Origin of the sequence: Pseudomonas sp. 3296, from assembly GCF_031456615.1 — a bacterium.
Classification (GTDB): Bacteria; Pseudomonadota; Gammaproteobacteria; order Pseudomonadales; family Pseudomonadaceae; genus Aquipseudomonas; species Aquipseudomonas mucoides.
In genome coordinates, this window is record NZ_JAVDUY010000012.1 from 1 (window position 1) to 22,670 (window position 22,670).

The window sequence follows — 22,670 nt, forward strand, 5'->3', positions numbered from 1 at the left end:
GTTTCCCCATGTGAGAGTAGGTCATCGTCAAGATTAAATTCCGAAACCCCTATCTGCGTATGCAGGTAGGGGTTTTGTTTTGCCCGCAGGAAAGTGCCAGAAACATCACCGACCGCCATTTAGGCCCTCAAGGACAATCGTTAGAGGAAATCGCACTAAAGCGACCGCGCAGTTTTTGGTATGGTGCAGCTCGTTTTTTAACGGACTGATTTCAAGCCTACGGATCGGCACCCGTCTTTCGTCACAGAGTTGCTGCAGAAATGCCCGAACCGATACCGATCAAAGACCACGAAAAAGAGACAAGCCTCGTCAATAAAAGACTGATGGCGTGCGGCTTGTTCGTCGTCGCTATTACCTGCGCGCTGGTGGTGCGCATGTACGTCTTGCAGGTGGTCGAATTCGACTACCACTCGACCATCTCCGAAAACAACCGCGTCCACGTCTTGCCGATCACGCCCACCCGTGGGTTGATCTACGACCGCAATGGTGTGGTTCTGGCGGATAACCGGCCGAGCTTCAACCTGACCATCACCCGCGAACGCACTTCGGATGTCAAAGAAGAACTGGATGAGGTGGTTAACCTCCTGCACCTGCCGATAGAAGATCGAACGTTGTTCGACAAGGCCATGAAGCAGGCCCGTCATCCGTTCGTGCCGGTCACGCTGTTCTATGAACTGAGCGAGGAGCAGATCGCTGTATTGGCGGTCAACGAGTACCGCCTGCCAGGGATCGATGTCGAGCCTCAATTCGTGCGTCACTACCCGATGGGAGCGCACTTCGCGCATTCGATCGGCTATGTCGGTCGTATCAACGAGAAAGAATCCAAAGCCCTGGACAACGTGGAATACCGGGGCACTCAATCCATCGGCAAAACCGGCATCGAAAAATTCTACGAGTCCGAGTTGCATGGTCATGTCGGTTACGAAGAAGTCGAAACCAATGCCCAAGGCCGCGTGCTGCGCGTGCTCAAGCACACCGATCCGGTCCCCGGTAAAAACATCGTCCTGAGCCTGGACGTCAAACTTCAGGAAGCCGCCGAAGAAGCCTTGGGTGATCGTCGTGGGTCGGTCGTTGCACTAGACCCATCGACCGGTGAAGTGCTGGCCATGGTCAGCAAGCCAAGCTTCGACCCGAACCTGTTCGTTACCGGGATCAGCTTCAAGGAATACGCGGCGCTGCATGACTCCATCGACCGCCCGCTGTTCAACCGCGTGCTGCGCGGCCTCTACGCGCCGGGATCGACCATCAAGCCTGAGGTGGCCATCGCCGGCCTCGATGCCGGTGTCGTCACCCCACAAACCCGTGTCTTCGATCCGGGTTACTACCAGCTCCCGGATTTCGACCACAAATACCGTAACTGGAACCACAGCGGCGACGGCTGGGTGGACATGGATGCCGCGATCATGCGCTCCAACGACACCTACTTCTACGACCTCGCCCACAAGCTGGGCATCGACCGCCTGCACGACTACATGGCGATGTTCGGCCTCGGGGAGAAAGTCTCGCTGGACATGTTCGAAGAGTCTGCCGGTTTGATGCCGTCTCAAGCCTGGAAGCGCGCCACACGTCGTCAGGCCTGGTTTCCTGGTGAGACGGTGATCCTCGGCATTGGCCAGGGCTACATGCAGGTCACTCCGCTGCAATTGGCCCAAGCCACAGCGCTGATCGCCAACAAAGGTGTGTGGAATCGACCGCACCTGGCCAAGACGGTGGACGGTGTTGCACCGGTGGATGAGCACCCCATGCCCAACATCCTGCTCAAGAATCCGCATGACTGGGAACAGGTCAACCACGGCATGCAGATGGTGATGCACGATGCTCGCGGGATTGCCCGGGCGGCTGCGATCGGGGCTCAATACCGGATTGCCGGCAAAAGTGGTACCGCGCAAGTTGTTGCGATCAAGCAGGGCGAGCGCTACAACCGGGCGAAAACCCTGGAGCGTAACCGCGATAACGCCTTGTTCGTCGGCTTCGCTCCGGCTGAGCACCCGAAGATCGTCATCTCGGTGATGATCGAAAACGGCGAGGCCGGTGGTCGCGTCGCCGGTCCGGTGGTGCGGCAGATCATGGACGCCTGGTTACTTGATCAGGACGGTCATCTCAAGCCGCAATACGCCGCCCCGAGCAAAGCGCCAGGTGATCCTCACGTGTAAGTCGTTACTTCGCAATCACAAGCGCCATAAGGCACTTGCCATCGCCCTGACGTTAACGTAAAGATTGCGGCAGGGCGCTGAACTTGAAAAAGCGCAGGGCGGACCGATTCGGAGCGCTTGATGACGCTAATAAAAACAACACCACCGAAACTGCACCGCGAAGCCCGGCTGGCCCGGGAAAGACTCCATCTGGAGGGCGAAGTCCCCGATGGCGTCTTGCGCGCGGAAATCGATGCGTCCTGGCGGCGCAGCCTCAGTCATGGCGTGCACTTCAATGGCAAGCACGAACTGGCGCTGGAATCGAGCGCCAGCCTCGATGTGCTGCTGGCGAGCAACCGACTGCTGATCGACGCGGCATTGCCAGCGATTGATTACCTGGCTGAACGCCAAGGCAAGGAAGGCCTGATCATCCTTGCCAACTCCGACGCCACCATCCTCGCTGTCGAAGGGCGCGCCGACCGCCTCAAGGGCAGCGGCCTGCAAGACATCACTTTGGGCGCCTGCTGGAGCGAAGCCGCTCGCGGCACCAACGCGCTGGGCACTGCACTGGTCGAAGCCCGGCCGACGATGATCGATTGCGGCGAACATTACCTCGATCGCCTGACCGATTTCTCCTGCACCTCAGTGCCGATCCATTGTCCCCAAGGCGACATTCTCGGCGTGCTCGACCTGACCCGCGAAGGCCCGCTCGGCCGCGTCCATGACAGCACCGCGTTGCTGGCGATGGCGGTCAGTCAGATTGAAAGCCGCGTGTTCAACGCCAGCTATCCTGACGAAATCGTCCTGGCCTTCCACAGCCGTCGCCAATACCTCGAATCGCCTTGGCAAGGCCTGCTGGCGGTGAGCCTTGGCGGTCAGATCCTCGCGGTCAGTGCCCAGGCCTGTCAGTTGCTCCACGCCGAACGCTCGGCACTGGTCGGTCGACGTTGCGAAGAATTCCTCGGCGTCGATGGCCTGCAACTTTTATCGCGTTTGCACCAGGGCGGCGTCGGCAGCCTGCAAACCGCCAAGGGCGAATTCTTCTACAAAACACTGCGCGCGCCGCTGCGGTCAATCAACGTCAGCGCCCCAACACGCACGACTGCCAAAACCGCGAAACCCCAGCCGGACCTGGAGTCCCTGGCCGGCAGCAACGTGCGTTATGCCCGCGCCTTGCGCATGGCTCGGCAAGGCCTGGCCAATGAGTTGCCAGTGTTGCTGCTTGGTGAAACCGGCACCGGTAAAGAAGTCATCGCCCGCGCCCTGCACATGGCCGGAACCCGTTGTGACAAGCCCTTTATCGCGGTGAACTGCGCAGCCATTCCTGAAGGCCTGATCGAATCGGAACTGTTCGGCTACCGTGAAGGCGCCTTCACCGGCTCCCGTCGTGGCGGCATGATCGGTCGTCTGCAACAGGCCCACGGCGGCACCTTGTTCCTCGATGAAATCGGCGACATGCCGCTGGCTTTGCAAGCGCGTTTGCTGCGGGTGCTGCAAGACCGCAAAGTCGCGCCGCTGGGTGCCGGCGAAGAACAGGACATCGACGTCGCGCTGATCTGCGCCACGCACCGCGACCTCAAGCGCCTGGTGGAAGAAAAGCACTTTCGCGAAGACCTGTTCTACCGGGTCAACGGCATCAGCGTGATGCTCCCGGCCCTGCGCGAACGCGACGATTTCAGTGCACTGGTCGGGCGATTGCTGATCAGGCTAGATGCCCCAACCGTCGTCCTGCATGACGATTTGAACCGACTGCTTGGCGGCTATCACTGGCCGGGCAACATCCGCCAACTGGAGATGGTGTTGCGCACCGCACTGGCCATGCGCGAGCCGGGGGAGAGCGTCCTCACCCTCGACCATTTGCCCGACAGCATGCTCGATGAACTGAGCGCCACCGAACGGCCTCAGGCGGGCAGCATTCGTGAAAATGAACTGGAATTGATTCGTCAGTCCCTGGACACGCACCAGGGCAACGTCTCGGCCGCCGCCGACGCGCTGGGCATCAGTCGCGCGACCCTGTATCGCAAGCTCAAACAGTTGCGTTCGTGATGCAGCGCCTGATCGTCCGGCTGATCGACAGCCAGAACCCCGAAGCCCTGCAAGCGGCATTGCGCTGGCTCTACAGCTTCGTGCACCCCCATCGCTTGGCCATCGCCGGGCTGCTCGGTTTGTCGGTGTGTGCCTCGCTGCTGGTGTTGGTGCAACCCTGGTTGACCAAGCTACTGATCGACGATGGCCTGCTGGCGCGCAACTTTGCAATGCTGGTGTTGATTGCCGGGTTGATGATCGTCGCCGGGCTGCTCGGCACGGCGCTGTCGGGCATCAACCGCTACCTGCACACGCGGTTGTCCGGGCGGATTCTGTTTGCCTTGCGCGATGATCTCTATCGGCATTTGCAGACGCTCTCCCCGAGCTTTTACGGTCAGCGACGGATTGGCGACCTGATGTCGCGCCTCGATGGTGATGTTGCGGAGATCCAGCGTTTTGCAGTGGATTCGTTGTTCTCGGCGGTCTCGAGTGTGATCGGTCTGGTCTGCGCGGTGGCGATGCTGCTGACTCTGTCCTGGAAACTTTCATTGTTGGCGCTGGTGTTGATTCCCCTCGACGTGCTCTGGCTGCGCTGGATGCGGCGCAAGGTCGAACGCGATGTGCGGCAATTGCGCGAGCGCTCGGCGGACATGTCCTCGTTCATGGTCGAGACACTGCCGGTGATGAAATTCATCCAGTCCGCCGGCCAGCAACAGCGTGAAGCACGGCGTCTGGAAACGCTGGGCCACGGTTACATGAGCCAATTGCTGCGCCTGCAAGTCACCGAGTTTTTTACCCAGGCTGTACCGGGGACACTGACGTCGTTGTCCCGGGCCTGTGCGTTTTTGATTGGCGGTTACTGGGTGGTGCAGGGGACCTGGCAGTTGGGCGCCTTGATCGCGTTTTCTACTTATCTGGGCATGGCCGTGGGACCGGTCCAGAGCCTGCTCGGGCTCTACGTCGCCATTCAACGGATGACTGTCAGTCTTGGGCGCGTGATGGAATTGCGCGGTGAAGAGCCGACCGTTCTGACGCCGGTCCAGCCACAACCGATGCCGACGTCGGGTGACCTGCGATTCGACGATGTGCACTTCAGCCATCCCGGCCGCCCGACCACCTTGCGCGGCATCGACGCGCGCATTCCCTACGGTTTGAAAGTAGCCCTAAGCGGTGGCTCCGGGGTCGGTAAATCAACCCTGATCGACCTGCTGCAACGCCATCATGATCCGCAGTCCGGCCGCGTATTGCTGGGCGAGGTCGACCTGCGGGAGTTGGACCTGTTCCAGTTGCGCCAGCGGATTGCCGTGGTCAGTCAGGACATCGTTTTGTTTCGCGGCAGCCTCGCCGACAATCTCGCTTATGCCGTACCGCACGCCAGTCGCGAGGCGATTGCCGAAGTCGCGCGACTGGCGCAACTCGACCACCTGATCGAGTCGTTGCCCGAAGGCCTCGACAGTCCGTTGGGCGAGCGCGGCCAGCAGCTGTCGGGCGGGCAGAAGCAACGCATCGCCATTGCCCGGGCGCTTTTGCAGGACCCGCTGATTCTGGTGCTCGACGAAGCCACCTCGGCGGTGGATGAAGCCACCGAGCGCGAAGTGATCGAGGCCATCGACCGACTGTTTGCCGGACGTACACGTATTTTGATCAGCCATCGCCCCTCCACCCTGGCCGATGCCGATCTGCGTTTTGAATTGCTCGACGGTGTGCTCACTTCAAAAACGGTGCCGCATGAAGCCTGAATTGCGCATCGGTGTGGTCGACAGCGGACATTCAGCGGCGCAACGGGTGCAAGTCGTCGCGGGTCGGCGCTTCTCTTTGCTGGACGATGGACTGGCCGAAAGCGACTTGCGTGACGATCCGCTGGGCCATGGCAGCGCAGTGATCGAAGCCATCGGCCGGCGGGCACCTTCAGCGGTGTTTTGCGTGGGGCAGGTGTTTGATCAGCGCGGCGTCACCAGTGCCTTGCAGATCGCCAGCGCTATTGACTGGCTGGTGGCACAGGACGTTCGGCTGATCAATTTGAGCCTCGGCTTGCGACAGGATCGCAGCCTGTTGCGCGAAGCCTGCGCAGCGGCGGTGGCACGCGGGGTTCTACTCTGCGCTTCTAGTCCAGCGCAAGGCGAGGGCGTGTTCCCGGCCAATTATCCGCAGGTGCTGCGCGTTACCGGCGACGCCCGTTGCACCGAACAGCAATGGTCGTGGCTCAACAGCGCGCAAGCCGATTTCGCCGCGTGTGTGCATGGGACCTATCCAGGACAATCCGGCGCGAGTTTGGGGTGTGCGGCGTTGAGCGGGCACATCGGCGCTTTTCTGGTCGAACATCCTGAGGCGCGCAACCAGCAAGTGGTCGAGTGGCTGCGCGAGCATGCGCATTATCGCGGTCCTGAACGGCGCTTCGGCCCATGATCGTGATACTCGGCGCCGGGCCAGCAGGGGCGGCGGTGGCCCTGGGGTTACGGCGGCTCGGTTATCCCGTGACGCTGGTCAGCGAGTGGCGCCGGTTTGCCGCGCTGGAAGGTGTTTCGGTACGAGTGCTGGACGCACTGCGCGGCGCGGGCCTGCATCAGGCGCTGGCGGAAGCGGCGTTGCCTTCCCAGCGGCAGGTGTCGTGGAACGGTCAGCAACATGCGCAGAATATTGAATTCCTGTTGGACCGTCCCGTCTTCGACCGAGGCTTGCGCGAAGACCTGCGCCTGGCGGGTGTCGAGGTGATCGAAGGTCGGGTGCTGACGGTTCAGACCGACGCTACGGCGCATCGAATCGAGATCGAAGGGCGTGAAGCGCTGGTCGCGGACTTTCTGGTGGAAGCCCGAGGGCGTCAGGCGCCTGCGCTTGGTAAAGGGCTGAGAGGGCCGGAGACGGTCAGCCTGCTCAATCGCTGGCAGGCCATGCCGGGCAGCACCGCCAGCGCAGTGGAAAGCCTGGAGGATGGCTGGGCGTGGATGGCGCGGCGGGCGGATGGTCAATGTTATTGGCAGTGGACGGTGGACGTGGCCAGCGCCAACCTGCCAGGCAAGGCGCAGTTGCTCGACTATTGTCGGCAGCGGCGTCAGGGCTCGGCGCTGGCTCAGGCCTTTTTCGGTGCCTCGCCGGAAATCGACCTGCAGTTGCATGCCCGCAGCAGCACCGCGATCCTCAGTCCGCAGGTGTGCGGTCCGAACTGGATTCGGGTGGGGGATGCGGCGATGGCGGTGGACCCGCTGTCGGGCAACGGGATTTTTCAATCGCTGTCTTCAGCGCTGCAGGCGCCAACGGTGATCAACACGCTGTTGCGAAAACCCGAGAGGACGGGCCTGGCCCTGCGCTTTCATCAGCAGCGGGTGGAACAGCTGTTTTTGCGCTTTGCGCGGATCGGTCGTGACTTTTACGCCGATGAGCAGCGTTGGCCGGACCAACCATTCTGGCAGGCGCGGCGGCAGTGGCCGGATGCTCAGGTGGCCCATGCCGAGGCAGATTTTGCCGTGCTGAGGATTGAGCGCGCGCCGGTGTTGAACGAGGGTTTTGTCGATGAGGCCGAGGTGGTGATCACGGCGGATCAGCCGTTGGGGATCTGGCATGTGCAAGGGGTTGAAGTGGCGCCGTTGGTGCGGCGGTTGCGTACTGAGTCGGCGGAACAGGTGCTGGCGGGGTTGACGGTGGAACAGGGGCGGGTGGTTCGGAGTTGGTTGTTGGCCCAAGGCTTCAAACCCCGAGACGTGTAGGTGTCTCTCGGCCGCCATCGCGGGCAAGCCCGGCTCCTGCATGGGTTCTGTGTTGAGATCACAAATCCCCTGTGGGAGCCGGGCTTGCCCGCGATGACGTCCTAAAAAGCGCCGCAAATCAGAGCTTGATCAACACCGATTTCAACTCGGTGTAATGCTCAATCGCCGCATACCCCATCTCCCGCCCTACCCCCGACATCTTGTAACCACCAAATGGCAATGCCGGGTCCAGGGCGCTGTGACAGTTGACCCATACCGATCCCGATTTGATCCGCGGAATCATCCGGTGCACCGCCGCCAGATCATTCGACCAGATACTTGCCCCGAGCCCATAAGGACTGTCATTGGCCATGCGCAACGCATCGGCTTCGTCATCGAACGGAATCGCCACCAGCACCGGACCAAAAATCTCTTCCTGCACCAGCGAATGCTTCTGATCGACGTCGACAATCACCGTCGGCTTGACGAAAAAGCCCGGGCCGAATTGCTCGCCACCGCAGGCGATGGTCGCGCCACTGTCCCGGCCCTTTTCGATGTACCCATAAACCCGTTCCTGCTGGCGCGCCGAAATCAACGGCCCCATCTCGACGCTTGGGTCCAGGCCGTTGCCGAGCTTCATGGCGTTAGCAATACCGGCGATGTCCGCCACCACATTGTCGAAATGCTTGCGCTGCACATACAGCCGCGAACCTGCGCAGCAGACCTGGCCCTGGTTGAAGAAAATCGCGCTGGCGGCACCTGCGGCGGCGCTCGGCAGGTTGGCGTCGGCCATCACGATGGTCGGTGATTTTCCGCCCAGTTCCAGGGTCACGCGGGTCATGGAGTCCATGGCGATCTTGCCTATCTGCTTGCCCACGGCGGTCGAGCCGGTGAAGGTCAGCTTGTCCACCAGCGGGTTGTGCGTCAGGGCGGAACCGGCGGTGATGCCGGTGCCGGTGACCACGTTGAACACGCCTTCGGGGTAACCGGCTTCGAGTACCAGTTCGGCGAGTTTCAGCGCGGTCAGCGGGGTTTCATCGGCGGGTTTGAGCACCACCGTGCAACCGGTAGCGAGGGCCGGGCCGAGCTTCCAGCAGGCCAGTAGCAGCGGGAAGTTCCAGGCAACGATGGCGCCGACCACGCCCACCGCTTCGCGCCGAATGAAGCTGTGGAATTGATCGTTGGGCATCAGCGGCAACGACACCTCAACGCTGGAGCCTTCAATCTTGGTCGCCCAACCGGCCATATAGCGCAGGAAATCGATGGCCAGTTGCACGTCCATCACTTGGGCGACCGCCGCGCTTTTACCGTTGTTCAGGCATTCCAGTTGCGCCAGCAGCTCGGCATCGCGCTGCATCAGGTCGGCGAGTTTCCACAACAGATTCTGCCGTTCGCGTGGGCGGGTGCGGGTCCAGGCCGAATCATCGAAAGCCTGACGCGCGGCCAACACCGCGCGGTCGACATCCTCCGGCGTGGCACGTGGCACCACGCACAACACTTCACCGGTGGCCGGGTTGTGCAGGGGCATGGTCTGGCCATCGGCGGCCTCGACCCATTCCCCGCCGATCAACATGCGCGGGGCACGCTGGATAAATGCGGAGGTGGCGGGAAGCACATTAGGGAGCGTCATGGCGAAGCCTCTTATTGTTCGTGAGAACAGGGCTTTCGCAATGGCTGTGCCAAGTTGCCGGGAGGTCAGGCCAACGTTGATTAGCCGGACGCCAATGGAGGGTGGTGAAGGTTATGCCCGACTGCTGTGCAGCCGAACGCAGGCTTCGCCAGCGGCTACAAAAATTGCGTTGCCGTGGGCATTTCTTCTCCCGTCGGCATAGCGGGCGGTAGCGATTTTTTCGCAAATTGCGACAGCCGCTGAGACGACGAGCAACCCGGTTGCGACCTTGAGCGCCCCCGTGTTGGGGTCTAGAATTTTCAGGATAGGTGGGTGAAATGACGGAACATTACCCGTCCACACATCTCGCGCAAGGGAGGTTGTGATGAACCTTTCAACCCTGGAGATTCAAAGCATCATTGAAAAGAGTTTTCTACCTTCGGTATGCACCTGCAGCATGGCACCGGATCAGTCGTTGACGATTCGGGTCTGCGATTGCATGACTGGCAAGGTGGACCTGGTGGTGAGTCACGTTCCCGTCTGGGAGCTGGACACCGCCCACGCGATTGCGACGCTGGTGGTGCAGATGCAGCAAGAAATCAACGCAAACAAGGGCGTCCACCCAACGTTCTTGAGCTGAACCGGCGTCAGCCGCACCACTGAGCGTGGTGCGGCCAGCGTTGAGGTATTCATGAGGGGATTTTTCGCGAAATCTCATCGAACGTGCTGCTATCCACGGCCGCCAGTAACGTCCGGTCATCCTTGAGCGTGGCCAGAAAGGTCACTTCGGTTTCCTTGCCGGCCAGCATAAACCCGGCAATCGCGCCGATGGGGCCCAGCAGCATGGCGCCGGCCACGCCGAACCCGATGGCATCCTTGATGTTGTTGATTGACTCCTCGTTGGCGACTTCCACACATTTGAATGCGGAGAGTGGGAGGGTGAGGCCGGGCCACGGGTGAAGCGACGTCCTGAGGGTGAAAACGTCGTCCCTGTACTCGCCATCACCCTGCAAAAAATCCCCCGCCAGGACAGTGATGCTTGCCATTTTTTATCCCCTTGTCGGCAATTGGTGAACAACTATTTCGCGCCGGCCTTCCCGTGCCGTCAATCGTCGGGCGATGAGCTGTTCCCGCTGGGCATCTATGCTTGTCTCAGACTGCAACACCTGTCGCGATATTAGACGCAGGCGCTCTCCTTCGACGGCTGTTCCAGGCCCTTGATTGCGCGCAACTGATTGATAAAAAACAACATCGGCAAGCTGGCACGCTCCGTGTATTGCTCATCTCAGACGTTTCTCTTGCCTCCGTCAGCGGTTCGCCGCTGGCGGCAGAAACCATAAAAAACGATAAGCCACAACAATAAGAACGCACCGTGCGAGGTTCGACGTTGATGAAGAGAAAACTCCGATCAGGCCTGAGCGCCAGCCTGCTGGCCGTGGCCGCTTGCGTGGCGCTGCATTCGCCCGACAGCCTGGCAGCCCGCGACGCCCAGACCATCCTCAAGGAAACGTGTCAGGGCTGTCACACCCCTGAAGCAAATAACACCCTCAGCCGCATCAGCCACCAGCGCAAGACCCCGGAAGGCTGGTTGATGAGCATCGCCCGGATGCAAACCATGCACGGTTTGCAGATCAGCGATGACGACCGCCGCACCCTCGTCAAGTACCTGGCCGACACTCAGGGCCTGGCACCGAGCGAGACCGATGGCGTGCGCTATGCGCTGGAGCGTCGACTCAATACCGTCGAAAAATTCGACGATCAGACCAGCCAGATGTGTGGCCGCTGCCACTCCGGCGCGCGGGTCGCCCTGCAACGGCGTCCGGCCCAGGAATGGGAACGCCTGGTGAATTTCCACCTCGGCCAATGGCCGTCCCTCGAATACCAGGCCCTGGCCCGCGACCGCGACTGGTTCGACATCGCCCGCAAAGACATGGTGCCGCTGCTGGCCAAGCGTTATCCGCTGGACAACCCGGCCTGGAAAAAATGGCAGAGCACCGCGCCGAAAAGCGATGCACTGGTGGGGGACTGGAGTTTCAGCGGCCACTTGCCTGGCAAGGGTGAACTGGCCGGTGTGATGAGCGTCACGGCCGATGGCAGCGACACCTTCAAGGTCAGCGTCAAAGGCCAGTACGCCGACGGCAGCCCGTTCAACGGCGACGGCAGCGCGATTCTCTACACCGGCTACGAATGGCGCGGCAACGTGACCATCGACGGGGTGACCATGCGTCAGGTGTTCGCCGCCCAAGGCAATGCCATGCAGGGGCGGATGTTCGAAGCCGAGCACGACGAGCGCGGTCTGGACTTCGTCGCCGCCAAGCAGGGTTCCACCCGTTTGCTGGCGGTACAGCCGGGGTATCTGAAGGCTGGCAGTGAAACGGAGGTGACGCTGATCGGCAGCGGTCTCACCGGCAAACCGAATTTCGGCAAAGATGTGGAAGTGGTCGAAATCGTCGAGCAGAGCCCTGAGCGGATCAAGGTCAAGCTCAAGGCCGCCGCCAATGCCCAACCGGGCGTGCATGCAGTCACCGTGGGCACACTGAAAGGCCCGACCCTGTCGGTCTACAGCTCCATCACAGAAGTCAAAGTGGTGCCGGCATTCTCGGTGGCGCGGATCGGCGAGGGCGGTGGTTCGACGCCGAAAGTCCAGGGCCGTTTCGACGCCGAAGCCTGGGGCAAGGGTGCTGACGGCAAGCCGTACCGCATCGGTGTGTTCCCGGCGCAGTGGAAGGTCGAGGCCTTCGATGACCGTGCCAAGGAAGATGAAGACGTCAAGTTCGCCGGCACCATGCAGGCTGACAGCGGCGTGTTCACACCGGGCGATGCCGGGCCGAACCCGCAACGCAAGATGTCCACCAACAATGCCGGCAACCTCAAGGTGATCGCCGCCGTCGACGATGCAGGGAAATCCCTGACCGGCGAAGGCCACATGATCGTCACCGTGCAACGCTGGAACAATCCGCCCATTCCGTGAGTTGGCTGATTCCTAAGGCTCCAGACACTTTTTCGGAATGACCGCAGGCCCCGTCAAACGGGGTTTGCACAGGAGGTTGCAATGGGCGCTATTTTGAATCTGGTCGAACGGAACCTGCACGAAGTGCACGTCGATGCCGACCGCATGCTGTTTCACATCCCCAGCAGTTCGCTGTTTGCCAGCGATGAGCTGACCGGCACCATCATCGATACCTTGCGCGGTCCCGGCTGTTCGTCGGACGACCTGATCCAGCGTTTGTCCTCACGCTTCAATGGCGAGGAAATCACCGAGACCTTGCGTGAGTTGATGTCCCTGGAACTGGTCAGCGACGGTTCGCCGCTGACCCCGGACATCGGCACCAAACGGGTGGAGCGCACCGCGATCAATACCGTGGTGCTCAACGTCAACACCGGTTGCAACTTGAGCTGCACCTACTGCTACAAGGAAGACCTCGACAAGCCGTCGGCGGGCAAGAAAATGGACGTCGAAACGGCGGTCGCGTCGGTGGAAATGCTGCTGCGCGAATCCCCGGATGAAGAGCGTTTCACCGTGGTGTTCTTCGGCGGTGAACCGTTGAGCAATCGCAAGCTGATCGAGTACATGGTCGACTATTGCGAGAAGCGTTTCCGCGAGGCCGGCAAGTTCGTCGAATTCGTCATGACCACCAACGCCACGCTGCTCACAGAAGAAACCGTGGACTACCTCAACGCCCACCGTTTCGGGCTGTCGGTGAGCATCGACGGGCCGAAAACCGTGCACGACCGCAACCGCATCACCGTGGGCGGGCAGGGCACCTATGACGTGGTGCGGCGCAAGGCCGAAATGCTGTTGTCGCGCTACAACAGCCGTCCGGTGGGCGCGCGGGTCACATTGACCACCGGTGTCACCGACGTCGAAACCATCTGGGATCACCTGTTCAACGAACTGGGTTTTGCCGAAGTCGGGTTTGCCCCGGTGACCTCCGGCGACATCAGCACGTTCAACCTGTCCAGCGACGAGCTGATCGAAGTTTTCGCCAGCATGAAGAGGCTGGGTCGGCGTTACCTGGAAGCAGCGTTGGAACACCGCAACATCGGTTTTTCCAACCTGCACCAGTTGATCACCGACATCCACGAAGGCCACAAAAAGGCCCTGCCGTGCGGCGCGGGCCTGAAGATGCTGGCGGTGGATCACAAGGGCGAACTGAACCTGTGCCACCGCTTTACCGGCTCTTCGCTGCCGACCTTCGGCAACGTGCACAGCGGCGTAAAACAGGTGGAGTTGAACGACTTCCTGTCCCAACGCCTCGACCGCACCAACACCGGTTGCGAGGACTGCCAGATCCGTAACCTGTGCTCCGGCGGCTGCTACCACGAGAGCTACGCCCGGTACGGCGACCCGACCCACCCGACCTATCACTACTGCGAACTGATGCGTGACTGGGTCGACTTCGGAATCGAGGTCTACACCCGGATCATGGCCCATAACCCTGCGTTTATCAGCAGCTACATCACTCCGCGCAAGGCTCACTGATATGAAACATCTCAAGGCAATCAATAACAAAGCGCTGAAACTGGACGAGGCCGCGGCCGAAAATCGTATCGAAGAAGTGGTGGCCATGAGCTCTGTGGCGGGCTGCGCCTCGACCACCGACCCGGGTTGGGAAATTGATGCGTTCGGCGGGGTGTCGTCGCTGTGCCAGCCGATGGAAGCGGACCTGTATGGCTGCTCCGACCCATGCTGGTGGCCGGCTCAGGTGCCCGACATGATGAGCACCTATCCGGACTGGAACAAGGATGCCCAGGCGTCCAACGAAAACTGGCGCAACCTCGGCACTGTCTTCCCCAAAGACAAGTGATCAGATAAGAAGAAGGATTCCAGCATGCACAGCATCAAAGCCTGCGGCCTGGCCGCATTCGCCGTCCTGAGCACGTGTTCGCTCAACGTTCTGGCCGATGAAAATGCAGCACTGCAAGACGGTCACGAATACATGTTGACCACCAATTATCCGAACAACTTGCACGTTATCGACCTGGCCACGGACACCGTGTTCAAGACCTGCAAAATGCCGGATGCTTTCGGCCCCGGCACAATCCAGCTATCGCCGGACCGCAAGACCGCCTACGTGCTGAACAATCACTACGCGGATATCTATGGCGTCGAGCTCGACAATTGCAAACAGGTGTTCCACGCCAGCATCACCCAGAAATCGGGGGAGAAAGCGAAGTCGATGTTTGCCTTCACCCTCAGCCACGACGGCAAGGAACTGTTTGCCATTGCCAACCCGACATTGATGCTCAATGACCGCTACGAAGTGCAGCAGCCGCGGCTCGATGTATACAAGACTGACGCCGGCATGGACGCCAAACCCGTGCGCAGTTTCCCGGCGCCGCGGCAGCTGACCATCATGCAAAGCGGCGACGACGGCACGCTGTACGTGGCCGGGGCGGACGTCTACAAGGTCAATGTGAACACCGGCAAGTTCGACGTGCTGATCCCCAGCCGTCACTGGAAACGCCCGAACTACAGCGCGCCGGACGTGCTCTACGTATGGAATCAGCAGACGTATCGCCATGATTTCTCGCTGCTTTACACCGCCGCGAAATTCAAGGACAAGAAGCAGGATCCGTTGACCGCCGAATACCTCTACGGGTTGTTCAGCATCGACCTGAAAACCGGCAAGACCGAAACCACCGACTTCGGTCCCTTGACGGAAATCTACTTCAGCGGCATGCGCTCGCCGAAGGACCCGAACCTGATGTTCGGGGTGCTGAACCGCTTGGCCAAGTACGACATCAAGGAAAAGAAAATGCTCCAGTCGGCGACGCTGGATCATTCCTACTACTGCATTTCCTTCAACAAGGACGGCAGCAAGATCTACCTGGCCGGGACGTTTAACGACGTGGCGATTTTTGATGCCGACAGTCTCAAGCAGATTGGCAGCATCAAAATGCCGGGCGGGGATATGGCGATTACCACGGCGCAGGTGTTTGTCCGGTAATCATTGTTGCCTGAACTGACGCCATCGCGCAGGCTCACCCCCACACTGGAACTGTGAACGCAGGACCAATGTGGGAGCGAGCCTGCTCGCGAAGGGGCCCTGAAAGATCACTCCGTTATCAAACCCCAGGCACCGGACACCCCACATCCCCCTCCTGACACTGAAGATAATTCCTGAACGTCTGAACCCGCGCCTTGGTCAAGTCAGTGGTGCAACTGCTGTAGATCAACGGATAAACACTGCCCCCTTCCACCCCCGACGCCGAAAACTTGCACTCGGCATCCCGAAACGTAACCCACGCCCGTTGCGCCCCCACCAACAACTTCTTGCGTTCGGGCTCAGCTTTCAGACGCGTGGTGATCTGCTGGTACAGCGCATTCAACTCCTTGTCGGCCGCCGCATTCTGCTGCGCGGCGCATTGGTTCATCGTGGTCTGGTCGGTGGCGTTGTCGCAATCCACGGCGAACGCCATCGAGGTGAACAACACTGGCGCCAGTGCCAGGAAAAAGCGTGAGTACATGGCGCAAACTCGCTGTGGCAAAGGAAGTTGCGGGGCAGTGTAGCCAATCACTATGAACGTGCGCCGACAGAGCGCACCTGATGGCTGCCAGCGACAGTCGCGCGCGGAGAGCCGAACTTATACGCACAAAAATGGCCGAATATTCCGAGCATGGTTGATCGCGACAAGCGATTGGTACAATTTTAGGGTTGGTCTTGTGCTTGTTACTGACCTACTGTTCAGTACAGGAGGTGACTTATGAATCCAACATCAGATCGCATCGAAAGGAAAATCCTGCTCAAGGCGAAGCGTTCGCACGTCTGGCGCGTGCTGGCCAATGCCGAAGCGTTCGGACAGTGGTTTGGCGTTGCGCTGGAAGGCAAGCGTTTCGTCGCCGGTGAGTGGACCCAGGGGCAGATCACCTTTCCCGGGTATGAGCACTTGCTGTGGAATGTGCTGGTGGAGCGGGTCGAACCAGAGCGGTTGTTTTCATTTCGTTGGCACCCGTACGCCATTCACCCGGACGTCGACTACTCCCAGGAGCCGACCACGCTGGTGAAATTCGAGCTCGAAGACATGGAGAACGGTACGCTGCTCAAAGTGTCCGAATCCGGTTTCGATCACATCCCCCAGGCGCGCCGCGATAAGGCGTTCCGCATGGACAGCCGAGGTTGGGAAGAGCAGATGAACAACATCGAACAGTTTCTGGCCGAAAGTGCCAAAGCCCACGAGCGTGAAGGTGGTTAAGGCTACAGCCCCCCTGAATTCGAGGCCTCCAGCCTTTAAGCCTGAGGCGTCTAAGGGTTTTCGGAAGGGTAGGTATAGCGAATGTCTTACACGCGATGCTAGCTATGTCGTCTATCACAGATTGGATCCGACACGTAATCTAGCCTCATCAACTGAAGCACAGGAAGCGCTTCAGGATCACGGATGATCGACCATCAGCAAGGATTGGCTACCGACAGGGAGTCGACAATGGTCTTGGGAAAAACCCGCTTCGGCGGGTTTTTTTTTGCCTGTCGAAAAGTCTGGTAGCGCTTAGAGCCTGGCCGCTGCCCGATCGGTGATTCGCGTGCGCAGTTCAAGCGAGGCGGCTGCCCGGCGTCGCGCTTCAGCCAGAACACTCGATGGTGCCGTTTCAGGGCTGCCCGACTGGAACGGCGGTGCCGGCGCATATTCCAACTGCAACTGCACCAGCTGCGCGGTGTCCTTGTCGACCAGTTCCGCCGCCAGGGTCAGGGCAAAGTCGATCCCTGCGGTAATCCCGCCACCGGTCAGCAAATTGCCGTCGCGCACCACCCGGTCCTTCACCGGGATCGCGCCTAGTGGCTTGAGCAGTTCGTGATAGGCCCAGTGCGTCGTCGCCCGCTTGCCCTTGAGCAACCCTGCGGCACCGAGCACCAGCGCACCGGTGCAGACCGACGTGACATACCGCGCGGTGGCGGCTTGCGCCTTGATGAACGCCAGCGTTTCTTCATCTTCCATCAACGGCCCGACGCCACCGCCACCGGGAACGCAAAGCACGTCCAGCGCCGGACAATCGTCGAACGTCATGGTCGGTTTCAGCACCAGGCCAGTGCTCGCGGTAACCGGCACCAGGTCCTTCCAGATCAAATGCACCTTCACGTCCGGTAATGAGGCCAACACATCGTAAGGGCCGGTCAGGTCGAGTTGCTGAACCTGGGGAAACAACAGAAAACCGATCTGCAACGTCATGGCGTATTTCTCCTGAAGTGGGTGGACGTCTTCACTGTAGGCTCGTAGGATTTGGCGTATACGCCAATAACCCCACGAATTACGCCAATATGCCGAAAATCATTCACGTACTCGCGTTTGCCAATGTGCAACTGCTCGACGTCACCGGGCCTTTGCAGGTTTTCGCCTCGGCCAACGACATTGCTCGCCAGAAAGGGTTGCCGCCACCCTATGCGCCGACAGTGATTGCCAGCGGCGGCAGGGCGGTGATGTCCTCGGCGGGCCTGGCGCTATTGGCCGAACCGTTGCCCGAGGGCGAAAGTGACACGCTGGTGATTGCCGGTGGCTGGGGCGTTTACGCGGCGGCGGAAGACCCGGCGCTGGTAGCCTGGGTGCGCGAACAGGCGGCAGCTTGCCGGCGGGTTTCATCCGTGTGCACCGGGGCGTTTTTGCTGGCTGCCAGCGGCTGGCTGGATGGCCGGCGAGTGGTCACGCACTGGACGCGTTGCGAGCAGTTGGCGCAGAAGCATCCGCGCCTTCACGTCGAACCCAATCCGATCTTCATCAACGACGGCCCGGTCTGGACCTCGGCCGGGGTCACGGCTGGCATCGACCTCGCCCTGGCCATGGTCGAAGAGGACCTCGGCCGAAACATGGCCCTGGAAGTCGCCCAGCAACTGGTGGTGTTTCTTAAGCGTCCGGGCGGGCAGTCACAGTTCAGCGTGACCTTGTCTTTGCAGAAAGAAGGCGATCGGTTCGACGAACTTCACGCCTGGATCAGTGAAAATCTGACCAAGGATCTCGGCATTCCCACCCTGGCGTTGCAGGCGGGCATGAGCGAACGCAGTTTTGTCCGCCACTACCGCGCCGACACCGGGCAAACTCCGGCACGCGCCATTGAATTAATCCGGGTCGAAACGGCGCGACGGTTGCTCAGCGACACTGGCTTGCCGATCAAACGAGTAGCCGTGCAATGCGGGTTTGGCAGCGAAGAAACGCTGCGGCGCAGTTTTCTAAGGGCCATGGGCGTGACACCACAGGCGTATCGCGAGCGGTTTTCGGTCAGTGGGCCTGTTCTTTATCAGGCCTCCACTTCCGCCACCTGATTAAAGTACTTCGACCGATCCGGCGTAAACGTCACCACCATCCCGGTCCGGGAACACTCCAACGCCCGCTCTTCAGCCAAATCAACATCCAGATCCTCCCCGCGCAAACCCTGCCACTGGGCGAGGTATTTGAGAGATCCGTATTTTTCGAGTTTTTTCAGGCTGCGACTGACACCCCCCTTCCAACCCAAAACCGGTAGCTCTCCGGCAAGGCTGCGTTGGGCGAGTTCGGGGAAGCGGGCGGCGCGTTGGCGGCCGATTTCCCAGCATTTGATCAGGCCTTTGTCCGGGCCTTCCCACAGTTCGTCGCGGTTCAGTCCGGAGCGAAGGGGAGAGTCGATGCTGCGGTGGATGCGCTGGCTCATTCAGGTTCCTTGAATTCGGGTTTTGTTGGACAGCTCCGCTGTACCCGTTGTTGCCGGATGTTAGGGGGGGATGTAACGACTGGCAACAAGGTATTTCAGGCTGTAGGAATGGGGGGTGCAGGGGTGAAAGGGGAATGTTTGTTTAATTTTTGTAGGAGATTTGGCCTAAAAGCCCACAAATGCTCGCCAGCGTTGGGTTAGTAGGTTCTGGGAGTGTGTTTAAGCTCGGTGTGAGTGAGCTTCGTTCCTACAAGCGGCAACGCAAAACGGGAAATTTCTGACGGGCTTTGTCGGCAAGTGGTGTGTGGCTGATGGCTACGCCTCGGTCTCAAGGCTGCCAAAAACTCTTTTCCCCACTCAATTTCCGATCGAGAAAACTCGCCGCACTGATCAACGCCAGATGCGTCAATGCTTGCGGCGTATTCCCCAGATGGCGCGCATGACTGTCCAGCTCTTCGGCATACAGGCCCAGCGGGTTGGCATACCGCAGCAACTGTTCAAACTCCAGATGGGCCTTTTCCACCTGACCGGCCCGCGCCAGGCATTCGACGTACCAGAATGAGCACGCGGCGAACGCGCCTTCGGTGCCGTCCAGGCCGTCGATACGGGTGTTGTCGTTGCGATAGCGATAAACCATGCCGTCGCGCACCAGGGTTTTTTCGATAGCGTGGAGGGTGGCGAGCCAGCGCGGGTCCTTGGCGCTGACGAAACGCACCAGCGGCATCAACAACATCGAGCCGTCGAGGGCAGTACCGCCGATGTACTGGACGAAATGTCCGCGTTCTTCGTTCCAGAAGTTTTCCCAGATGTCGGCGTAAATGGCTTGGCGCATCTGGTCCCAACGGGCGAAAGGGGCGGGCAGTGAGCGTTTCGAGGCCAGGCGAATGGCGCGGTCGAGGGCAACCCAGCACATCAGTCGCGAGTGCAGGAAGTGATGCTGCTCGCCACGCATTTCCCAGATACCGACGTCTGCCTGTTGCCAGGTTTCGCACACTTGATCGACCACTTCCACAGTATGTTTCCAGCCTTCATGGGAGATCGCCTCGCCATATTTGTTGACCAGGTAGATCGCGTCCATCAGCTCGCCGAAGATGTCGAGCTGGACCTGATCATAGGCACCGTTGCCGATGCGTACAGGTGTCGCGCCGCCATGTCCGGACAGGTGCGAGAGTTCGCTTTCCGGCAGTTCCTGGCGACCGTCCATGGCATAGAGAATGTTGAGTTTCTTCGACTGGCCATGACAATCGCTGACCCGCCCGCGCAGCCAGCGCATGTAGTCGTTGGCTTCCTGGACGAACCCCAGGCGCATGAACGCGTAGACGGTGAACGACGCGTCGCGGATCCAGGTGTAGCGATAATCCCAATTGCGTTCGCCGCCCGGTGTTTCCGGCAGGCCGAACGTGGCGGCGGCGAGTATTGCGCCGTGTTTGCGCGAGGTCAGCAGCTTCAGGGCGAGGGCTGAACGGTTGACCATTTCCCGCCAGCGACCGCGATAGTTGGACTGGCCAATCCAGTCGCGCCAGAACTTCAGGGTGCGCTGCAGGCACAGGTCGGCGGCACCCTCCTTGAAGCGCGGATCGTCGAGTCCACCGAGCAGGAACTGTGCACTCTCATCTTGCATCAGGGTAAATTCGGCCACTGCTGCATCACCATCAACCTGCAGCCCCTGATCCGAAGACAGGCGCATGGACGGTTGATCGGCGGCCTCGAACGTCACGTCTTTTTTATCCATCCGCGCGCGGGTCCTGGCGCGAGCGTAGTCATGACGCACGGCGCAGCGCATGTGAAACGTCGCCTCACCGCTGACCACCCGAACCCTGCGTATCAAAAGCGGCAGATCGTCCTCGGTGTCACCGATGGGCAGCAGGTCGGTGATTTCGACCACCGCGCGATCACTCAGCCAACGGGTTTGCAGCACGTTGGTGTCCGGCAGGTAAATCTGCTCGCGGCGGGCGTCGGGCAAGTCCGGCGACAACTGGAAGATACCCGCCTGAGGCGTATCGAGCAGCGAGCAGAAAATCGACGGGCTGTCGAATTCCGGCCAGCAGAAAAAGTCCACGCTGCCCTTGTCGTTGACCAGTGCGGCGCTGCGCATGTCGCCGATGATGCCGTGGGCGTCGATGGCGCTTTGTCGTTCGTGAAGTAGTGGGTGGAGAGAAATCGGCATGAAGGTTAGCGCCTTGCGGTGAGGGCCTAACTAGCTGACTGGTTTTTGGGGGCAGGAGTTCATTTGCCGGGATGATGTGGTGATTGTTCTGACCCCTTCGCATCCACCAACAATTGGGCGCTTTTCCCTCAATCAGCCTTATGGCAATTTGCAGTCCCTTGTCGAGACCCGCACCCCATGGCCAACCCTTACCGCGATCTGTTCAAAGCCCCCGGCAGCCGAGCCTTTGTGCTGGCCGGCATGATCGCGCGCATGCCGATTTCCATGACCGGCATCGGCCTGATCACCATGCTCTCGCAACTGCAGGGTGGTTACGGACTGGCCGGTGCCGTGGCGGCGACTTTTGCCTTGGCCACAGCGTTATGTGTACGACTAATTCTCCGCGGCGCTCATCCGTTCCCTTGATAGACAACTTTTCGAGGTAAGCCCGGTGACCCAGCTGACATTGCTGTGCCTGCCCTATTCAGGCGCGAGCGCCATGGTTTACAGCCGCTGGCGGCGAAAACTGCCGGAGTGGCTCACACTGCAACCGGTGGAACTGCCCGGCCGTGGCGCACGATTCGGCGAACCGTTGCACACCGACATGCGGCGACTGGCGCTGCAACTCGCGCAAGAACACATCGCCACACTGAAAACCCCTTACGCGATTTTCGGCCATAGCCTGGGCGCCTTGCTCGCCTGCGAATTGGCCCATGCGTTACGCTCGCTCGGTTGCCCGGAGCCGGTGGCGCTGTTCGCTTCAGGCACCGCCGCGCCGACGATGCGCGCTGATTACGATCGCGGTTTTGCCGAGCCGAAAACCGATGCCGAGCTGATCGAGCAACTGCGTACGCTCAACGGCACCAGTGAAGACGTGTTAGCCAACGAAGAGCTGATGAGCCTGACGCTGCCGGTCCTGCGTGCTGACTTTTTGCTGTGCGGACGCTTCGAACCGCAGCAGCGCCCCTTGCTCAAATGCCCGGTGCACGTGCTCGGCGGCAAGGCTGATCGCGCGACCACGGAACAGCTGATCGGCTGGAGCAAGGAAACCCACGGCAGTTTTTCCGTGGACATGCTCAGCGGTGGTCACTTCTTCATCCATGAGCACGAGGCCAAGGTGTTGCGGGTGATCAAGGATCAGCTCGACATCCACCATCGCCGCCAGCGACTGACACCTTCCCTGTAGGAGCTGAGCTTGCTCGCGATGGCGGACTAATATTCAACATTGATATCGACAGATACACCGCTATCGCGAGCAAGCTCGGCTCCTACGGGGTTCACTTCACATCCTGCCTAAACCTCGTCCCTTCTTCCTTCCTGATACTTATTCTCATTCGTTAATTTTTCCGGTGTGCATTCGTTTTATAGGGACGACGTGCCTTTGTGCTTCCCGCCACTGATCCGGATGCTTAGAAATGAATGCTGAAGACTCCTTGAAACTCGCTCGCCGTTTTATCGGGTT

The 22,670-nt window shown here is 60.3% G+C and carries 19 protein-coding genes and 1 pseudogene; 14 read left to right on the forward strand and 6 right to left on the reverse strand.

Annotated elements, in window-relative coordinates:
- The first annotated feature begins 260 nt into the window (after positions 1-260).
- From mrdA to J2X66_RS28165, 5 genes are all read left to right on the forward strand, one after another.
- Complete coding sequence (mrdA, locus tag J2X66_RS28145) at positions 261-2,153, forward strand: penicillin-binding protein 2 (RefSeq protein WP_310271349.1); 1,893 nt, start codon at positions 261-263, stop codon at positions 2,151-2,153.
- 120 nt (positions 2,154-2,273) lie between these two features.
- The gene (locus J2X66_RS28150) at positions 2,274-4,178 is read left to right on the forward strand and encodes a sigma-54-dependent Fis family transcriptional regulator (RefSeq protein WP_310271351.1); all 1,905 of its coding nucleotides are present in this window, start codon (positions 2,274-2,276) and stop codon (positions 4,176-4,178) included.
- Positions 4,178-5,896 carry an ABC transporter ATP-binding protein gene (locus J2X66_RS28155; RefSeq protein ID WP_310271354.1) on the forward strand — a complete coding sequence of 573 codons (1,719 nt, stop codon included), beginning with the start codon at positions 4,178-4,180 and terminating at the stop codon, positions 5,894-5,896. Before J2X66_RS28150 ends, J2X66_RS28155 begins: the two co-directional genes overlap by 1 nt.
- Positions 5,886-6,563, forward strand: a complete 678-nt coding sequence (locus J2X66_RS28160) for a S8 family serine peptidase (protein ID WP_310271357.1) — start codon at positions 5,886-5,888, stop codon at positions 6,561-6,563. The genes J2X66_RS28155 and J2X66_RS28160 overlap by 11 nt, the downstream gene beginning before the upstream one ends.
- Positions 6,560-7,858, forward strand: coding sequence for a tryptophan 7-halogenase (locus tag J2X66_RS28165; protein ID WP_310271361.1), 1,299 nt, complete (start codon positions 6,560-6,562; stop codon positions 7,856-7,858). Before J2X66_RS28160 ends, J2X66_RS28165 begins: the two co-directional genes overlap by 4 nt.
- 118 nt (positions 7,859-7,976) lie before the next feature.
- Here J2X66_RS28165 and J2X66_RS28170 read toward each other — a convergent pair whose 3' ends face one another.
- Entirely contained in the window at positions 7,977-9,467 is a 1,491-nt protein-coding gene (locus J2X66_RS28170) for an aldehyde dehydrogenase family protein (protein WP_310271363.1), read from the reverse strand.
- A gap of 364 nt (positions 9,468-9,831) precedes the next feature.
- On the opposite strand from J2X66_RS28170, the gene J2X66_RS28175 reads away from it, so the two are divergent.
- Entirely contained in the window at positions 9,832-10,086 is a 255-nt protein-coding gene (locus tag J2X66_RS28175; RefSeq protein ID WP_310271367.1) for a DUF1652 domain-containing protein, read from the forward strand.
- A 49-nt stretch (positions 10,087-10,135) separates the two neighbouring features.
- Here the strand turns inward: J2X66_RS28175 and J2X66_RS28180 are convergent, their stop codons facing one another.
- Positions 10,136-10,492, reverse strand: coding sequence for a hypothetical protein (locus J2X66_RS28180; RefSeq protein ID WP_310271370.1), 357 nt, complete (start codon positions 10,490-10,492; stop codon positions 10,136-10,138).
- Between the two features lie 344 nt (positions 10,493-10,836).
- Here J2X66_RS28180 and peaA point away from each other — a divergent pair, with 344 nt between their 5' ends.
- From peaA to peaD, 4 genes are all read left to right on the forward strand, one after another.
- The gene (gene peaA, locus J2X66_RS28185) at positions 10,837-12,417 is read left to right on the forward strand and encodes a quinohemoprotein amine dehydrogenase subunit alpha (protein WP_310271374.1); all 1,581 of its coding nucleotides are present in this window, start codon (positions 10,837-10,839) and stop codon (positions 12,415-12,417) included.
- A gap of 81 nt (positions 12,418-12,498) precedes the next feature.
- Positions 12,499-13,929, forward strand: a complete 1,431-nt coding sequence (gene peaB / locus J2X66_RS28190) for a quinohemoprotein amine dehydrogenase maturation protein (RefSeq protein WP_027925511.1) — start codon at positions 12,499-12,501, stop codon at positions 13,927-13,929.
- 1 nt (position 13,930) lies between these two features.
- Positions 13,931-14,254 (forward strand): quinohemoprotein amine dehydrogenase subunit gamma, encoded by a 324-nt coding sequence (qhpC, locus tag J2X66_RS28195; RefSeq protein WP_008145336.1) that lies wholly within the window; start codon positions 13,931-13,933, stop codon positions 14,252-14,254.
- 24 nt (positions 14,255-14,278) lie between these two features.
- Positions 14,279-15,397, forward strand: a complete 1,119-nt coding sequence (peaD, locus tag J2X66_RS28200) for a quinohemoprotein amine dehydrogenase subunit beta (protein ID WP_310271380.1) — start codon at positions 14,279-14,281, stop codon at positions 15,395-15,397.
- A gap of 118 nt (positions 15,398-15,515) precedes the next feature.
- On the opposite strand, the gene J2X66_RS28205 is transcribed toward peaD, so the two are convergent.
- Positions 15,516-15,917, reverse strand: coding sequence for a lysozyme inhibitor LprI family protein (locus J2X66_RS28205; protein WP_310271383.1), 402 nt, complete (start codon positions 15,915-15,917; stop codon positions 15,516-15,518).
- Between the two features lie 237 nt (positions 15,918-16,154).
- Here J2X66_RS28205 and J2X66_RS28210 point away from each other — a divergent pair, with 237 nt between their 5' ends.
- Positions 16,155-16,643 carry an SRPBCC family protein gene (locus J2X66_RS28210; protein WP_310271386.1) on the forward strand — a complete coding sequence of 163 codons (489 nt, stop codon included), beginning with the start codon at positions 16,155-16,157 and terminating at the stop codon, positions 16,641-16,643.
- Between the two features lie 291 nt (positions 16,644-16,934).
- On the opposite strand, the gene inhA is transcribed toward J2X66_RS28210, so the two are convergent.
- Positions 16,935-17,612, reverse strand: a complete 678-nt coding sequence (gene inhA / locus J2X66_RS28215) for an isonitrile hydratase (RefSeq protein ID WP_310271388.1) — start codon at positions 17,610-17,612, stop codon at positions 16,935-16,937.
- 89 nt (positions 17,613-17,701) lie between these two features.
- On the opposite strand from inhA, the gene J2X66_RS28220 reads away from it, so the two are divergent.
- Complete coding sequence (locus J2X66_RS28220) at positions 17,702-18,697, forward strand: GlxA family transcriptional regulator (RefSeq protein ID WP_310271391.1); 996 nt, start codon at positions 17,702-17,704, stop codon at positions 18,695-18,697.
- On the opposite strand, the gene J2X66_RS28225 is transcribed toward J2X66_RS28220, so the two are convergent.
- Positions 18,673-19,062, reverse strand: coding sequence for a hypothetical protein (locus tag J2X66_RS28225; RefSeq protein ID WP_310271394.1), 390 nt, complete (start codon positions 19,060-19,062; stop codon positions 18,673-18,675). The genes J2X66_RS28220 and J2X66_RS28225 overlap by 25 nt on opposite strands.
- A gap of 328 nt (positions 19,063-19,390) precedes the next feature.
- On the reverse strand, positions 19,391-21,229 hold the full coding sequence (locus J2X66_RS28230) for a glycoside hydrolase family 15 protein (RefSeq protein ID WP_405046813.1): 1,839 nt from the start codon (positions 21,227-21,229) through the stop codon (positions 19,391-19,393).
- 177 nt (positions 21,230-21,406) lie between these two features.
- Here J2X66_RS28230 and J2X66_RS28235 point away from each other — a divergent pair.
- A pseudogene (locus J2X66_RS28235) lies at positions 21,407-21,613 on the forward strand (MFS transporter); the annotation flags it as partial.
- A 46-nt stretch (positions 21,614-21,659) separates the two neighbouring features.
- A complete protein-coding gene (locus J2X66_RS28240; protein WP_310271397.1) occupies positions 21,660-22,394 on the forward strand; it encodes an alpha/beta fold hydrolase in 735 nt (244 codons plus the stop codon).
- The last annotated feature ends 276 nt before the right edge of the window (positions 22,395-22,670 follow it).

What these genes read in the sequence shown, in the direction of transcription:
- mrdA (WP_310271349.1), top strand. Translation starts at nt 261, where the DNA reads ATGCCCGAACCGATACCGATCAAAGACCACGAAAAAGAGACAAGCCTC.
- J2X66_RS28150 (WP_310271351.1), top strand. Translation starts at nt 2,274, where the DNA reads ATGACGCTAATAAAAACAACACCACCGAAACTGCACCGCGAAGCCCGG.
- J2X66_RS28155 (WP_310271354.1), top strand. Translation starts at nt 4,178, where the DNA reads ATGCAGCGCCTGATCGTCCGGCTGATCGACAGCCAGAACCCCGAAGCC.
- J2X66_RS28160 (WP_310271357.1), top strand. Translation starts at nt 5,886, where the DNA reads ATGAAGCCTGAATTGCGCATCGGTGTGGTCGACAGCGGACATTCAGCG.
- J2X66_RS28165 (WP_310271361.1), top strand. Translation starts at nt 6,560, where the DNA reads ATGATCGTGATACTCGGCGCCGGGCCAGCAGGGGCGGCGGTGGCCCTG.
- J2X66_RS28170 (WP_310271363.1), bottom strand. Translation starts at nt 9,467, where the DNA reads ATGACGCTCCCTAATGTGCTTCCCGCCACCTCCGCATTTATCCAGCGT.
- J2X66_RS28175 (WP_310271367.1), top strand. Translation starts at nt 9,832, where the DNA reads ATGAACCTTTCAACCCTGGAGATTCAAAGCATCATTGAAAAGAGTTTT.
- J2X66_RS28180 (WP_310271370.1), bottom strand. Translation starts at nt 10,492, where the DNA reads ATGGCAAGCATCACTGTCCTGGCGGGGGATTTTTTGCAGGGTGATGGC.
- peaA (WP_310271374.1), top strand. Translation starts at nt 10,837, where the DNA reads ATGAAGAGAAAACTCCGATCAGGCCTGAGCGCCAGCCTGCTGGCCGTG.
- peaB (WP_027925511.1), top strand. Translation starts at nt 12,499, where the DNA reads ATGGGCGCTATTTTGAATCTGGTCGAACGGAACCTGCACGAAGTGCAC.
- qhpC (WP_008145336.1), top strand. Translation starts at nt 13,931, where the DNA reads ATGAAACATCTCAAGGCAATCAATAACAAAGCGCTGAAACTGGACGAG.
- peaD (WP_310271380.1), top strand. Translation starts at nt 14,279, where the DNA reads ATGCACAGCATCAAAGCCTGCGGCCTGGCCGCATTCGCCGTCCTGAGC.
- J2X66_RS28205 (WP_310271383.1), bottom strand. Translation starts at nt 15,917, where the DNA reads ATGTACTCACGCTTTTTCCTGGCACTGGCGCCAGTGTTGTTCACCTCG.
- J2X66_RS28210 (WP_310271386.1), top strand. Translation starts at nt 16,155, where the DNA reads ATGAATCCAACATCAGATCGCATCGAAAGGAAAATCCTGCTCAAGGCG.
- inhA (WP_310271388.1), bottom strand. Translation starts at nt 17,612, where the DNA reads ATGACGTTGCAGATCGGTTTTCTGTTGTTTCCCCAGGTTCAGCAACTC.
- J2X66_RS28220 (WP_310271391.1), top strand. Translation starts at nt 17,702, where the DNA reads ATGCCGAAAATCATTCACGTACTCGCGTTTGCCAATGTGCAACTGCTC.
- J2X66_RS28225 (WP_310271394.1), bottom strand. Translation starts at nt 19,062, where the DNA reads ATGAGCCAGCGCATCCACCGCAGCATCGACTCTCCCCTTCGCTCCGGA.
- J2X66_RS28230 (WP_405046813.1), bottom strand. Translation starts at nt 21,229, where the DNA reads ATGCCGATTTCTCTCCACCCACTACTTCACGAACGACAAAGCGCCATC.